Consider the following 14,866-nt stretch of genomic DNA (forward strand, 5'->3'; position numbering starts at 1 on the left):
AAAATATCTAATACACAGTTTTACAACCGATTACCAAACAAATATAATTAATACAACAGCACGATTGGGGTTATTAACCGTTACATTTAACCGTTAAAATATCAGATAAATAATACTAACATGTTAAAAATTTTCATAAATTTATATCTTCATAAACAATTGGTCTTTAACATTTTATACGCCCCAGTGACTTTTTTTTGACATTAATAATTTTCAATTAATTTATTTTAATTTATTATGGAGTCTACAAAAAAAATCCCCTCGGATAAAATCTATAATGAGCTGGAAAATGTTTTAAAATTTTATTCTTTCAAGAACTCGACGCTGTTAAGTAATTTTCTACGCTATATTGTCACAGAAACCATAGATGAAAGGCAGCAGTTTATCAAAGAATATTCTATAGCTGTAAATGCTTTAAGCAGACCTTCGCATTTTAATCCTCATGATGATGCAATGGTTCGCATTCACGCAGGACGATTAAGAAAATTACTTAATGAATATTATTCTTCCGAAGGAAAAGACAATCCGCTTATTATTCATGTACCAAAAGGCGGTTATGTTCCAGAATTTATTCATAATGTCAAAATGAGACAAACTGATCTTCCAAACAGTATCAGTAAAACCAATCCGGTGATTACCGTTTTTCCTTTTAAAACAATTGATCATCGACCAGATTTAGAAGCCTTTTCTCAGATTCTTTCCGAAGAGATCAGTGCAGAACTTTCCCGTTTTCAGGATATTTCTGTAATAGGTCATTTTCCTTCTGGCATCATTTCAAAAATTAACGAAAATGTTCTAGAAGCCGCCAATATGGTTGGAGCAGATTTCATTATTACAGGGCATATTCAAATTATTAATAACAAACTGCAAATCAGAATTAATCTGATAAACTCATCTTCAGGAAAGTTTATAATGACCAAATTGTTTACACCTGCCACCCTAGATGACGGCATTAGAATTCAAAATGAAATCGTAAAAGACATTGTTTCCACAATGGGCGGCTATTATGGTGTTATTTTTAATGAAATGGTAAAAACTTCGCCATCTAAAATATCAAACAACTCTGGTGTTTTAAGAGCAATTTGCAGTTATCATGAATACCAGCGCTCCTATTCTATTGAAAATTTTGCTAATGCTCTATCAAATTTAACTGAAGCTGTAGAACTAGACTCAAACCATGCGATTGCTTGGGCAATGCTGGGTGAAATGCATTTGGCCTCTATTGCGCTAGGATTAGACAATTGCAAAAAAACTATCGAAAAAAGTAGCCATTGTATCACAAAAGCTTTAAATATTGATCCTAATTGCCAACAGGCTTGGTATGCTCTAGCCATTCTAAACTGCTTTAAAAAAGACCAGGACAACTGTCTTTCTAGCGCAGAACAGTGTCTGAAAATAAATCCTAATTCATCTGGTATTACTGCAGGAATTGGCTGTATACTGATTTTTGCAGGCTATTTTGAAAAGGGTTTTAATTTATTAGAAAATGCAACTCACATGAATCCTGCACATCCATGGTGGATTAATGTTGGATATTGTTACTATTACATTCATAAAAAAGAATATCAAAAATCTTTATATTGGGCCGAAAAAATGGATTTTGAAGAAACTATTTGGGATTCTTTACTAAAAGCCACATCTTTATCTCTCCTAAGTGAAGATGCAAAAGCAAAAGTATATTTAAATAACCTTCTAGAACTACAGCCTCAGACAGCAACAGAAATAAAAGAAACGCTTTCTAGTTTCATGTTTTCCGATGAAATTGTTTTTAGAATCATTAACAGCTTAAAAAGAATTGGACTAAAAAATGACTTTTAAACTCCAAGAGATTTAATCAAAAACTAGCCTCGATCACTAAGCTGCTTTTTTTGCTGGTCGTTTTTTCTTTTCCAATAATTTAAGATGATTTTCGGCACAAAGAATTTTCTCGGTCGTGCCATTTTTTTGTATTTCTATCAGATAATGAAAATCTCTTTCTTTTGAAGTCGATTTTATTATAAGTCCCTTTTTAAAATCCATTTTTCTTTCGATTATGGTTCCCTTATACGATCTCCCACTTATTGCCGTGTAGGATATCTCTTGTCCTTTTACAAATTTCATTGTTTTAGCCGTTTGTTCTTAATAGGTGCTAATACTTCTCAATATGAAAAAACCAATAATAAGGGGGTTAATCAGTTCTCCAATTTCGACGAATATATAAAGTTTCAGCAATTTATCACCCCGTATTTATACCTGTTTTCATCTTAAGATTGGCTTAATTAATGTAATTTTAACACTTATCAAAAATTGATACAATTTAGGACACCTAATTGAGCTGCTTTTCTAGCATGAATTCCTAGTTTTGAAAGAATGAATTTTCATTTCAAAACAATTAAAAAGAAGCAAAATGATGCAGGAAAGAGTGATGGAGAAGTTGGCAATTTTGGCAGATGCAGCCAAATATGATGTTTCTTGCTCATCAGGGCAAAGTACTCGAAAAAATAAAAACAAAGGGCTGGGTGATACTGGAGGAGGAATTTGTCACGCCTTTACCGAAGACGGCCGCTGTGTTTCTCTCCTAAAAATCCTACTTACCAATCATTGTATTTTTGATTGTGCGTATTGTGTGAGCAGAAAAAGCAACGACATTAAACGTGCTGCTTTTACTGTACAAGAAGTCGTCGATTTAACGATTGGCTTTTACCGAAGAAATTACATTGAAGGATTGTTTCTGAGTTCGGGTATTTTTGATAATGCAGATTATACAATGGAACGTTTGGTTCGGATTGTAAAGAAACTGCGATTGGAAGAAAATTTTAATGGTTACATTCATTTAAAAGCAATTCCTGGCGCCAGTGAAGAATTACTGAAAGAAGCTGGAATGTATGCCGATCGTTTGAGCGTAAATGTAGAAATGCCTACAGAACAAAGCCTGAAACTGCTCGCGCCCGATAAAAACCATAAGGACGTAATTAAACCAATGGAATATCTCAAAAACGAAATTATTGGTTATCAAGAAGAGAAAAAGGCCAATTACAAAACGCCTCTTTTTGCTCCCGCCGGACAAAGCACACAAATGGTGATTGGCGCAACAAAAGAAAATGATATGGAAATTCTCGGTATGGCCAATTATTTTTACGAACAAATGAAAATGCGTCGAGTGTATTACTCTGGTTATGTGCCCATAAGTTACGATAACAGACTTCCTGCTATTGGAACTCCAGTTCCTATGATTCGTGAAAACAGATTGTATCAAGCCGATTGGCTAATTCGCTATTACGGATTCAATGTAAACGAAATCGTCGGTTTTGACCAGCCAAACCTTGATTTGGATATTGATCCAAAATTAGGATGGGCATTGCGAAATCTGCATCAGTTTCCAGTTGATATTAATTCAGCTGATTTGGAATTAATTCAGCGCATTCCAGGAATAGGATTTTTGAGCGCAAAAAAAATCGTTGTTGCCAGAAAGTTCAAAAAGTTACAGCCTGAAGATTTAAAGAAATTAGGAATTGCCTATAGCCGTTCAAAATATTTCTTGGCTTTTTCTTCTCCTTTTTATTTACAGAAAGACCTGACTCCTATTCAAATTAAAAGTCAGATTTTGAATATGCAGAATAGTAAATACAAAAATAATTTTTCGAACCAGCTCTCTTTATTTTAATTCAAATGACACAGATTCTTTATGATGGAAGTTATGAAGGCTGGCTTACAGCTATTTTTGAAATCTACGAATACAAACTAAAAGATGTTGTTTTTGCCAAAGAAGAGATTTCAAACACACTGCTTTTCTCAGACACTCATTTTGTAATAACTGATAATGCTAAAGCAAACCGAGTTTTAATCGGTTTGGAACAACGTCTTTCGCATCACGGTTTCAATAATCTATATTTTGCTTTTTTATCTGAAATGGATCAGATTGAAGAAATCTTATTCCGATTTGTGGAATATGCTTTTTCAAGTCCACTCAATATTGAAGGAGATTTGAGCCGAAGCGAGGTATTGAATGTAAAAAAGGCAGCTCATTTAACGGGAAAAGAAAGTCACAGAATGAAAGCTTTTGTTCGTTTTAAACTAACAAAAGACGGACTGTATTATGCCATCATAGAACCCGATTGTGATGTTTTATCGCTTATTGAACAACATTTTAAAAATCGTTATGCAGACCAGCGCTGGCTTATTTACGATTCAAAACGCAAATACGGAATTTATTATGATCTTAAAAATGTCTCAACAGTCGAAATGCAGTTTGAGTCAAATCCTTCTTCCCGTTTTTTGGCTGAAATAAATGATGAAAACGAAGAGTTTTTCGAGAATTTATGGCGTAACTATTTTAAAAGTGTCAACATCGAATCAAGGAAAAATACCAAACTTCACATCAAACACATGCCAAAACGATACTGGAAAAACCTGACGGAGAAAATCCCTGATCTTAAAAACAAAAGAACAATATAGTTTTTATAAAAAAATCTAATTTAATCTGCTGAAATCTACCAGATCTGCGTGAAATATTTTTTGTGAATTGATTTTTTCACGCAGATTAAAAAAGATGAAAGCCGATATGCACAGATTAAACATAACTGCTGAGTGAAATTAGAATCTAAAAATTATTACTTGCTTTTCTTAAGTGCATCAAGCAATTCTACCATATCGACTACAGCATAAGTAGAGCAATAATCGGATACTGCATAAGGCAAAATCAAACTATTGTTATGAATAATCGCTCCACAAGAATACACCACATTTGGAACATAACCTTCTCTTTCATCTTCTAAAGGAGAAAGCAAAGGTTCTGTAAGCCTTCCTATTTCTTTAGATGGATCGTCTAAATCAAACAATGAAGCGCCAATGCAATAACGTCTCATTGTACCAACTCCATGCGTAATAACAAGCCAGCCTTCTTCTGTCCACAATGGCGAACCGCAATTTCCTATTTGAGTCAATTCCCAAGTAAACTTAGGCTTTTGCAAAAGAATTGGCGTGTTCCATTGCGTTACCCTATCAGAATACATAATGTAATTATTAACCCCGTCAATTCTTGCCAGCATGGCGTATTTACCTTTTATTTTTCGAGGAAACAAAGCCAAATTTTTATTCTGTGCACCTTCTCCATGCAACGGCATTACTCTAAAACTATAAAAATCTTCGGTAGAAATTAATTTAGGTAGAATAGTATGTCCGTTATAAGCTGTATAGGTTGCCATAACACGAACAGAATCGTTATCATCAACAAAACGCACAAAGCGCGCATCCTCAATTCCGCGGCTTTCAGAATCAGAGATCGGGAATATAACACGTTCTGTTATATCAGAATCATGTTTAAACTGTAAATCGTAAAAAGAATTGGCGAGCCATAAGATCTCTTCCAGCGCTACTTTTCTTTCTTCACGAATCAAAGGATCTTTTAAAGCCTCAACCAGCATATTTTTAAGAACCGCAAATTCAAATTCTTCTGGAAGATCTTGCATAATCTGAGCAATATATTTGTCAGTCGTATGCATTTCATACAATTTGGTCAGAAATCGCTCTTTATTAAACAAGGTTTTATGTTCGATTTCTGCCTGATCAATATGATTTCCATTCTTCATGATGTGCAGGTTATTATCGCGGTCTAAAATCCCTCTTCTAAATACAATCGACGAAATATGACCTTCGCCCGTGGCGCGAAAAGAAATAATTACTCTCATTTCTCCCGCTTCCAACCCCGTTTGATCAAAATCTTCTACAATTGACGGATTAAAAATCGCGGCTGATTCTATGGCATATTCCATTGTGCAATAAGACCCAATAAGCATTTTTCGATCTAGAGACAAAGCTTCATAGTCAATCTGCATTTCCTCTATTATAGGTCTAATTCTTTCGCAGTGTCTAAAGAATACGGCCGAAATATTTCTATGTCTTCTGGCAAACTCTCGAAGTGTCTGCTCCAAAGTCTGGAGAACTTGCTTTTCATCCAGCATCATTATCCGAAGTACCATTTGCTGGGTTCTTTCTTGCCCATTCATAAAATATCGGGCAACAACTCTTCTTGAATCTGGTACAAATTTTACATTTTTTCGAACAACGGATACTCGCATAACTGGAAATTTTATGGCAAAACATTTAAGGAATTAATTATCAAACAACAAGTTAGTGAATTTTGTTAAAGAAAAAAACTTAATTTTTTATTAAAACTTCGAATTGGTATGCAATTCAAGACTTTTTTATGCCAATTTCATCAAAAGTTTTTTCTTAATTTCGTCTTTAAAGCAGCAACTTAAAGCGATGAAGAATAAAGTTAAATTTTTGAGAGAAGAAAAAAACATGACTCAGAATGAACTTGCCGAAAAATCGGGTCTTTCTTTGCGAACTATTCAGAGAATCGAGGCAGGAAATATTCTTAAAGGTTTTACCTTAAAAACTATTGCTGAAGCTCTTGAAACCGATCCTGAAAACCTCATCGTCAAAAAAGAAAATGTTCAAGTCGAAAGAGTCAAACTCATTAATCTTTCTGTTTTGTCAGGACTCATTATTCCGTTTGGAAGCATCATTTTTCCTTTAATTTTAACCTATAAAACCCAAGATCCTGCAAACAAAGAATTAGGAAAACAAATTGTAAGTCTTCAAATTGTTTTAAGTCTTGTGCTTTCGGTTTTAATGATTGCAAGTCCGTTTATCCAAAATTCATTTACGCTAAAATTTCCGCTTTTTATCATTCCTCTAATTGCATATCTTAGCTTAAAACTCTTGATCGTTATTCTAAACGGAATCAGTTTAAACCAAAAACAAGAGTTAGCTATAAAACTGAAAAACAACTTCTTATAATTCAAGTCACAAAAATGGCGTAAAACTGTCGTATTGTTTTTGCACGAAAATCGGAATCGAAATCCGAATCTTGCAGAAAAAATAGACCATGAAATTATTTAAGAAAATTGCAGCCGTATTTTTAGTTAGTATCGTTTTGTTCCTACTCGGAGGATATTTTTATTTTCAAAAGAAATTTACTCCGCCAGAAAACTATTTGAATGTTTCGGGAATTGCCGAAAATATTCCCGTAAAATGGATTTCCAGTGATGAAAATTTACATTCAGCCTTGCTTTTGCCCATAAAAATAAAAGGAATCAATCAAGTATTTTATATGCAGTTTGATTCGGGTTCGGCGACTACTGTTTTCTACAAAAAATCATTAGAATCAATTGCTGAAAAATTTCAAAAACTGCCGAAAATTGATACTGAAAACAATGAAATTTCCATCTCATTTACAATGGGAAAAATCAATATCAGTTCTGCTAGTTTTGAAGTTTTGAATTATGGCGAAAAAATCAGCTTTTACAATCCTAATGCCGAAAATATAATTGGCACCATCGGAACCGATTTATTAGAAAAACGAATTACTGTTTTGGACTTTAAAAACAGTCAGTGCTCTTTTATAGAGAAAATTAAAGAAGATGATTTTGCTGATTTTGAATTCAAAAAACGCAAAATTTTAATTCCTTCCGTTATCGAAAATGAAAATCTAAAACTGCTGTACGATTCTGGCTCCAGCGGTTATGAACTGATTACCACAAAAGAAATCTGGCAGAAATATAAAACTCCCAAAAGTGCTATAAAAACCGAAAAAGGAAATTCCTGGGGCAATACTTTGAGTGTTTATTCCGCTTCTGCGAAAAGGAAAATACAATTTGAAAAAATAACATTCGACCTTTCTGAGGTTACCTACATAGAAGGCACATCAGAACTGCAAAAATTCTTAATGAAGCGTTCTGGAATGCAGGGAATGATTGGCAACAAACTATTCCTGAACCACAAATTGATCCTGGATTGTCGAAACGAAAAATTCAAATTGGAATAAAAAGTAAAATTTTACAATACTAAACGGTTTTAAGAATTGATTTTGATGATGTTTTTGACGTGTTCTATAAAAGTTTCGGTGTCTTTTATTTCTTGTTTTATCAATTGATGATATTCAGACAGATTGTACTGTTCCATCATATCTTTTTTCAAATATTTAATCATTGATTCCAGGCTTCGCGTATCTTTTTGATCTTGTCTTTTTAGTTCACGCTGTTTGCTTTCTAGATATTTTAAAGTCTCTTTTAACTTCTGAACGTTTAATTTTCCCAAACTTTTCTTTTTAATAGTGATAAAAATAATAGCTGGAAATGCGAAAATTCAATATGCTCCAAAAACCAATATCATCTGAATTTAACTCCACTCCCAGCCATTATTATTGGTACTTACGAACAAATTGATTTTTTGGATTTAAAAATTTTCTTGTTTTTTTACTATTTTTTAAACAGAGAAAATAAACAATTGAATTACAAACATTTAAACCAAAAACAAGAAGGGAATATTTTTAATTTTAAGCAAAATAGAAAAGAATGAATGTGATTACAAATCATTTTTACCATTGAAAAACACAACTTTCAGAACCTCAAAACATTAGCAAAAATCATTTAAAATTGTGAATATCTATTTGAAGATTTAACTATTTATTTTGCAGTAAAATTTATCTTTGGCATCCTTAAAATTTAAAAAGAGATGAGCGCAGTTTGGTACGAATGCAAAGTAAAATATAGAAAAACAGATGAAACTGGGGGACAAAAAGTTTTAACCGAGCCTTATTTGGTTGATGCTTTGTCTTATACAGAAGCTGAAAAAAGAATGACCGAAGAAATGGCCGCTTATACTAGTGAAGAATTTAAAATCACGGCTATTAAAGTGGCAAATTATGCCGAAATTCATCCTTTTGAAAATGCAGACAGATGGTTTAAATCTAAAATCACTTTAATTGCTTACGATGAAGAAAGTGGAAAGGAAAGAAAAACGAGCATGTATATGCTGGTTCAGGCTAACGATGTTCGCGAAGCTTATGACAATACACTTCACATAATGAAAAATACAATGGGCGAATATTCTATTCCGGCTATTACAGAAACCGCAATTATGGATGTTTTCCCTTATTTCAGCGGTGAAGAAGGAGAAACAGAAATGTTGGAAAGATTCAATGCTTTAAAAGCTTCTAAACCAGAAAAGCCAGAAGCAGAAATTATAGACCACATGGAATTTGAAACTGTCGAGGAATAACCTTAGATCGAAGATTTTTCAGAAAAATTGAGAATAAAAAAAGCAAAATAGAATTCTATTTTGCTTTTTTTATTTCAGATCATTTTTAATAAAGCATTTTTGCCAATGGCGTTACTGCCGAAGCAGATTTTGGCAATAAAGAAGTAAGTGCGTCAAATTGTGTCGGACTGATATTCTTTTTCATTTTAGATATAAAAGACTCTCTAGTAGTCGTCATTTTAGAAGTATAACCCGCCTTGTCTGTAGCCATTGTAGGTAAAATATTCTTCTTTTTATTCAGAGTTTCATTTACCAATGAATTCACAATCGGTTTTTGAGCATCTGTTAATTTCAATTTTGGAGATAGCACTCCCATAACCTGATTTGCTAAGCTAGCAACATCAAAACCTGGTACCGCTGCTGTCGACGCCTTACTCGCTGCTTTTGTAACGTCTCCTATACTTTGTGCATTTGTAAATGAAATTGTCCCTAAAAAGACAACTAAAATCAATAATTTCTTTTTCATGGTATTTTCTTTTAAAGTTATTTGCTTGATACTAAAGGTAATAAAAATGTAAATTCAATTGACATTTTAAAAACATAAATATCTAAATACCTGCACTTTACATTGTTTCAATAAGAAAAATTCCCAATATTCAAAAATCAAAATAAGTTCTATCTTAGCTACAGAATTACGCGTTGATTTAAAACCAATTACGAGACAAAAGCCAAACCAACCTAAGAAACCAAAATCTACATGAACAAAAAGACATTTATTTTAATTGGATTTATCATTTTAAAATTTGCACTTCAATATATTTTGCTGAGTCCCGAGTACGATTTACAGCGCGACGAATATCTGCATCTCGATCAGGCACACCATTTGGCTTGGGGCTATTTATCTGTTCCGCCAGTTACTTCTTGGTTTTCTTATATTATTTATTTGCTCGGAAATTCGGTTTTCTGGGTGAAGTTCTTCCCTGCTCTATTTGGCGCTTTGACGCTTTTGATTGTCTGGAAAACTATCGAACTTTTAAAAGGCAATCTTTACGCCCTAATTCTTGGAGCATTGTGTGTTTTACTTTCATGTCTTTTGCGTTTAAATATGCTCTACCAACCAAACTCTTTTGATGTTTTATGCTGGACTGCACTTTATTATGTTTTAATTAAATATCTGGCTTCAGAAAACACAAAATGGCTTTATTGTAGCGCAGTAGTTTTTGCCTTCGGTTTCTTAAATAAGTACAATATCGTGTTTTTACTACTCGGATTATTTCCTGCTATTTTACTTTCTAAACAAAGAAAAATACTAGCCCAAAAAGAGTTTTATTTTGCCTTGATTTTAGGATTGTTATTAATTCTACCCAATCTTTATTGGCAATACAGCAATCATTTTCCAATTGTGCACCATATGAAGGAATTGACAGAAACGCAATTGGTCAATGTTAATTTAGGTGATTTCCTAAAAGAGCAGATTCTCTTTTTTATCGGCGGACTATTTGTGATTTTTGCTGGACTTTATGCGGTTTTATTTTACCAGCCTTTTAAAAAGTATCAGCTCTTTTTCGCTTCATTTGTTTTCACACTTTTAATCTTTATTTATTTCAAAGCAAAAGCGTATTATGCCATTGGGTTATATCCTATTTACCTTGCTTTTGGATCTGTCTATATTTCAGACATGGTAAATGATGGATGGAAACGTTTTTTAAAACCCGTTTTTATTCTAATTCCGTTATTGCTTTTTATTCCGATTTATAAAGTTGCTTTCCCAAATAAAAGTCCTGAATACATGGTTAAACATTCTGAACCCTACAAAAAACTGGGATTGCTTCGTTGGGAAGACGGAAAAGATCATCATCTGCCTCAAGATTTTGCAGATATGTTGGGCTGGAAAGAATTGGCTAGAAAAACAGATTCGCTTTACGCATTATTACCCAACCAGAAAGAAACTATTGTGCTTTGCGATAATTACGGACAAGCTGGCGCGATTAATTACTACTCTAAAAAAGGAATAAAAGCGGTTTCTTTCAACGCTGATTATCTCAATTGGTTTGACCTCAGCATTAGGTACGAAAACCTGATTCGTGTTAAGGATTTTGAAGAAAATGAAGAAGAAATGAAAGAAACAAGTCCGTATTTTGAATCTTCGGTTATTGGAGGTGAGGTTACAAATCAATACGCAAGAGGATACCGTGCTACGATTTTTGTTTTCACAAATGCTAAAATCGATATCAATAAAAGATTAGAACAGGAAATCAACAAAGAAAAAAACAAGATCATAAATGATTAATTTCAAAAACATATCTTATTTAAAAAACGGAAATCCAAGACAGCAAGCCGCTTTCCATGTTTTAACCCAATATAAAATTTTGGAAAATCTAACTGAGTTTGATCCTATTTTGGTTGGTACAATTCCGATAAATATTGATATTGAAAATAGCGATTTGGATATTGTCTGTTATTGGAAAAACAAATCCTATTTTATTGAAAGAATTAAATATCTATTCGAAAAAAAAAACCATTTTTCTATTCGAGAAATTGTAATTGACAATCAAGAATCGATTGTTGCAAACTTCTTTATTGAGACTTTCGAAATAGAAATCTTCGGGCAAAATATTCCAACAGAACTCCAAAATGGCTACAGACATATGGTCATTGAAGACCAAATTCTACATTCTAAGGACGAAAACTTTAGATTAGAGATTATAAAACTGAAAGAAAAAGGCATAAAAACCGAACCTGCATTTGGCTTGCTATTAGGCTTAAACGGAAACGTTTACCAAGAATTATTGGATTATAAAGTCTAAGAAAAGTCATCTCTTTTGGAAATTATAAAAAATAAAGTACTAAAATTATTTGCATAACCGTATTTAGTGTGTATCTTTGCACCCGAAACATCGCGGGATAGAGCAGTAGGCAGCTCGTCGGGCTCATAACCCGAAGGTCACAGGTTCGAGTCCTGTTCCCGCTACTAAGACAAAAAGCTTCAGATTTCTCTGAAGCTTTTTTATTTTTATAAACTTTTTCCGAAGCTTTGAATTGTTTTGTTCCCTGCACCGCAACATCTTATTCGCAATGCTGTATAAATGTCTCTGGACTGTCCCCAAAAAGTTAGACACTATTTGGGGACAATTCATTTTCACGAGGAACTCTTCGGAGAGCAAGGGATCTAAGTTATTTTAATATACAACCAGTAATGTATCCTAATAAATAAACCGATCCTGTTATCCAAATAATGATGCTGATGCGTTTTAATAATTTTTGATTATAATTCATAGGTTCTAAAGTATATTTAGTTTAATAAATAAAATATTGCTTCTCCACATATCTTTCCTATGAAATATAAAAAAAATACGAGAAGTAACAACATGTAAATTACAGTTAATAGTTTTTTATCCTTCTTACCTAAAAGAAGACTTTCAATAATAGATTCTTTTGTGTTCATTTTTCTCTTTTTTAACAAGTGGAAAATCAGATAATGTATTTATTTAAATTGTACATAAGAGAATATAAATTACCTGACACACATTTAATCGCTCTTCGTAAAGAATATTATTTTGCTAATGCTCTGCCTAGAATTTCTCCTTTATCAAAGGTATAAGCCAATAATATCATAATGATAAAAGCTGCAAACAGAATATAAAACGAATTGCTCTTGAAAAATTTCATATTACACTAAATAAGATTTACTAATAAAAACTATTCCATTATAGATTATGTGCGCCACTAAGGGCAATAATATTGCATTTTTTTGATTCTTACCCTTTACATATAAAAAAGCAAATAACAGACCTCCTGCAAAAGCATATAAAAAATAAAAAACATTATATAGATGGAATGATGCAAAAACAAAAGCAGATAAAAGGCAACAATGCCTTAATTTGATTTTTAAACTTTTAAAAATTTCAATAGCACCGTACTGAAATAGTAAAGTCTCAATGAGAGGAGCCGCTAAAACAAATAAAACTATTTTTTCCTTAATTGTATAATGATCATTAAAACCTTTATTTAAAGAAATATTGAAAAGATTTGAAATAACCGAAAACATGTAATTATTTAAAAAATTCAGAAGAATTACAAGTAATATCAGCTCCCACGGCTTAAGTCCAAATACAATATTTTTTATTTTTGAGATCATATATTAATTTCAATAAAGAAGATTAATGCCCTCTTTAAATCACTCATTATTTTACTTAGGATACTCTAATTAATTTACATTTTTCAAACATATACTTTTGCAAATACATTACATCCAATTTTATTTAAAATTTCCAATTGCTTATCTATTAATTTTATGTCACTAAAAAATCATTCAATAATTGTATTGCAAGTACCAATTTAGTTTCAAATATACATTTTTGTACTTTAAAAAGAAAAATTGTCTTACAAAAAAATAAATTAAAAAAATATTGCTCATTATAGAGCAAAAAACTTATTAAATCACGAAATTTTTAGAAAAGCAATCGGAGATTATGCACCTGAGTATTACTTTATTTCCAGTTCGGTTTCAGTATGCATGATACATGCCCACTTGTTATTTTCTTTCACCCAAGTAGAAGTGCAAACACACTTTATAGGTGCTTTTTGACTTTGATCTACTATCTCAAAATCGAGACGATATCCTATTACGGCAGTATTTTCGGCAATTAGTTTTTCTTTTACATCATAGATGTTCAGCACTTTTATTTTATTGGTTTGTCCAGAGTCGAACATATTTTTGAAATCAGCTTCGCTGATACTTTGAATACCGTTTTTTCCGGCAACTATGCAAGGAAACAGTGTTAGATTTCTTACCGTTTCATAGTTATTATTTTCAACTCCGTGCCAGTATTTTTTTTCCAATTCTATAATTTGTCCTTCCATATTATCTTGTTGTTAATTAGACATTTCACAAATTTCACATTAATATTGAAACAAAGCTGCTCTTTTAACATAGATTTAATTCAAGCTTCTTAATTACAAATCGGGCTTGGGACCTTTTGAAATTATAGATCTCATCAACCCAGGAAACCATCTTTGAATCCATACAGCCAATTTTCCATGACCTGTAAAAATGTAATTTCTCTTTCGTTTCAAAATAGCTTTTACTATTACTTTTGCAGCTTTATCTGTCGGCCACATTAAATTTGATGGTCGTGGATCTGTTTGTTCAGGATGCCAAATTCCGTCATTGTCAATTCGTGCAATTTCCGAAACTACAAATCCGGGATGCACAGTAGTGCAACTCACGCCTGTCCCCATTAATTCAACCTGCAAGGTTTGGCCAATAGAGTTTACAGCGGCTTTTGAAGCACCGTAAGCACCCACATTAGGATTAGGAAGATAAGCGCCTACACTTCCAACCAATCCAATTCGTCCTTTGCTTTTCTTTAAATGTGGCAGTGCATATTTTACGGTTAGAGCTAATCCTGTAACATTGCCTTGCAATTGCCTATTCCAATCTTTGGCTGTTAGGTTTTCGATACTTCCAAAAACGCCAAAACCAGCATTGGCTACAACCACGTCCAAACGCCCCCATTCTTTAATGATTTGTTGGACTGCATTTTCAATAGAGACTTCTTCCATTACGTCACACGGAATCACCAATGCTTCTCCGCCTGAATGTCTAATCGTATCCGCAACTTTATCCAACAATTCTTTACGTCTTGAAGAAAGAACTACTTTATATCCTAATTTTGCGTATTCAAAAGCCATCGATTTTCCAATACCAGATGAAGCGCCAGTTATCCATATTACGTTTTCTTTTGCTTTTGTCATTTTTTACAACATTTACTTCAAAGATATAACTTACTCATTACAAACTACATAAATCAAGATTTTTATATTTACACACTTACGAACG

At 32.7% G+C, this 14,866-nt stretch carries 16 protein-coding genes and 1 tRNA gene; 9 read left to right on the forward strand and 8 right to left on the reverse strand.

Annotated features, from left to right (window positions below; genetic code table 11):
* Positions 1–237: 237 nt before the first annotated feature.
* On the forward strand, positions 238–1,818 hold the full coding sequence (locus ABXT06_RS06430; RefSeq protein WP_354589996.1) for a tetratricopeptide repeat protein: 1,581 nt from the start codon (positions 238–240) through the stop codon (positions 1,816–1,818).
* 36 nt (positions 1,819–1,854) lie between these two features.
* Here the strand turns inward: ABXT06_RS06430 and ABXT06_RS06435 are convergent, their stop codons facing one another.
* Positions 1,855–2,100: a hypothetical protein gene (locus ABXT06_RS06435; RefSeq protein ID WP_354589997.1), complete on the reverse strand. Its 246-nt coding sequence runs from the start codon at positions 2,098–2,100 to the stop codon at positions 1,855–1,857.
* Between the two features lie 286 nt (positions 2,101–2,386).
* Here ABXT06_RS06435 and ABXT06_RS06440 point away from each other — a divergent pair, with 286 nt between their 5' ends.
* Both ABXT06_RS06440 and ABXT06_RS06445 read left to right on the forward strand, forming a co-directional pair.
* Positions 2,387–3,643 (forward strand): putative DNA modification/repair radical SAM protein, encoded by a 1,257-nt coding sequence (locus tag ABXT06_RS06440; protein WP_354589998.1) that lies wholly within the window; start codon positions 2,387–2,389, stop codon positions 3,641–3,643.
* 5 nt (positions 3,644–3,648) lie between these two features.
* Complete coding sequence (locus ABXT06_RS06445; protein WP_354589999.1) at positions 3,649–4,434, forward strand: TIGR03915 family putative DNA repair protein; 786 nt, start codon at positions 3,649–3,651, stop codon at positions 4,432–4,434.
* A 155-nt stretch (positions 4,435–4,589) separates the two neighbouring features.
* On the opposite strand, the gene ABXT06_RS06450 is transcribed toward ABXT06_RS06445, so the two are convergent.
* Entirely contained in the window at positions 4,590–6,056 is a 1,467-nt protein-coding gene (locus tag ABXT06_RS06450) for a glycoside hydrolase family 130 protein (RefSeq protein WP_354590000.1), read from the reverse strand.
* Positions 6,057–6,243: 187 nt separating this feature from the next.
* Between ABXT06_RS06450 and ABXT06_RS06455 the strand changes: the two genes are divergently transcribed.
* Positions 6,244–6,783 (forward strand): helix-turn-helix domain-containing protein, encoded by a 540-nt coding sequence (locus ABXT06_RS06455; protein WP_354590001.1) that lies wholly within the window; start codon positions 6,244–6,246, stop codon positions 6,781–6,783.
* A gap of 88 nt (positions 6,784–6,871) precedes the next feature.
* A complete protein-coding gene (locus ABXT06_RS06460) occupies positions 6,872–7,810 on the forward strand; it encodes a hypothetical protein (protein ID WP_354590002.1) in 939 nt (312 codons plus the stop codon).
* A gap of 29 nt (positions 7,811–7,839) precedes the next feature.
* On the opposite strand, the gene ABXT06_RS06465 is transcribed toward ABXT06_RS06460, so the two are convergent.
* Positions 7,840–8,082, reverse strand: a complete 243-nt coding sequence (locus ABXT06_RS06465) for a hypothetical protein (protein WP_354590003.1) — start codon at positions 8,080–8,082, stop codon at positions 7,840–7,842.
* 417 nt (positions 8,083–8,499) lie between these two features.
* Between ABXT06_RS06465 and ABXT06_RS06470 the strand changes: the two genes are divergently transcribed.
* Complete coding sequence (locus ABXT06_RS06470) at positions 8,500–9,045, forward strand: DUF4494 domain-containing protein (protein WP_354590004.1); 546 nt, start codon at positions 8,500–8,502, stop codon at positions 9,043–9,045.
* 85 nt (positions 9,046–9,130) lie between these two features.
* Here the strand turns inward: ABXT06_RS06470 and ABXT06_RS06475 are convergent, their stop codons facing one another.
* On the reverse strand, positions 9,131–9,550 hold the full coding sequence (locus tag ABXT06_RS06475; RefSeq protein WP_142479109.1) for a hypothetical protein: 420 nt from the start codon (positions 9,548–9,550) through the stop codon (positions 9,131–9,133).
* Positions 9,551–9,781: 231 nt separating this feature from the next.
* On the opposite strand from ABXT06_RS06475, the gene ABXT06_RS06480 reads away from it, so the two are divergent.
* The 3 genes from ABXT06_RS06480 to ABXT06_RS06490 all read left to right on the forward strand — a co-directional run bounded on the left by ABXT06_RS06480 (position 9,782) and on the right by ABXT06_RS06490 (position 11,995).
* Complete coding sequence (locus ABXT06_RS06480) at positions 9,782–11,314, forward strand: glycosyltransferase family 39 protein (RefSeq protein WP_354590005.1); 1,533 nt, start codon at positions 9,782–9,784, stop codon at positions 11,312–11,314.
* Positions 11,307–11,831 (forward strand): DUF4269 domain-containing protein, encoded by a 525-nt coding sequence (locus tag ABXT06_RS06485; protein ID WP_354590006.1) that lies wholly within the window; start codon positions 11,307–11,309, stop codon positions 11,829–11,831. Before ABXT06_RS06480 ends, ABXT06_RS06485 begins: the two co-directional genes overlap by 8 nt.
* 91 nt (positions 11,832–11,922) lie before the next feature.
* Positions 11,923–11,995, forward strand: a tRNA-Met gene (locus tag ABXT06_RS06490).
* 321 nt (positions 11,996–12,316) lie between these two features.
* On the opposite strand, the gene ABXT06_RS06495 is transcribed toward ABXT06_RS06490, so the two are convergent.
* The 4 genes from ABXT06_RS06495 to ABXT06_RS06510 all read right to left on the reverse strand — a co-directional run bounded on the left by ABXT06_RS06495 (position 12,317) and on the right by ABXT06_RS06510 (position 14,781).
* Positions 12,317–12,469 carry a hypothetical protein gene (locus ABXT06_RS06495; RefSeq protein ID WP_354590007.1) on the reverse strand — a complete coding sequence of 51 codons (153 nt, stop codon included), beginning with the start codon at positions 12,467–12,469 and terminating at the stop codon, positions 12,317–12,319.
* 225 nt (positions 12,470–12,694) lie between these two features.
* Positions 12,695–13,162, reverse strand: coding sequence for a CPBP family intramembrane glutamic endopeptidase (locus ABXT06_RS06500; RefSeq protein ID WP_354590008.1), 468 nt, complete (start codon positions 13,160–13,162; stop codon positions 12,695–12,697).
* Between the two features lie 347 nt (positions 13,163–13,509).
* Positions 13,510–13,887 (reverse strand): nuclear transport factor 2 family protein, encoded by a 378-nt coding sequence (locus tag ABXT06_RS06505; protein ID WP_354590009.1) that lies wholly within the window; start codon positions 13,885–13,887, stop codon positions 13,510–13,512.
* Positions 13,888–13,980: 93 nt separating this feature from the next.
* A complete protein-coding gene (locus tag ABXT06_RS06510) occupies positions 13,981–14,781 on the reverse strand; it encodes an SDR family NAD(P)-dependent oxidoreductase (RefSeq protein ID WP_354590010.1) in 801 nt (266 codons plus the stop codon).
* Positions 14,782–14,866: the final 85 nt, after the last annotated feature.

Origin of the sequence: Flavobacterium sp. UW10123 (genome assembly GCF_040538975.1) — a bacterium.
Taxonomy (GTDB): domain Bacteria; phylum Bacteroidota; class Bacteroidia; order Flavobacteriales; family Flavobacteriaceae; genus Flavobacterium.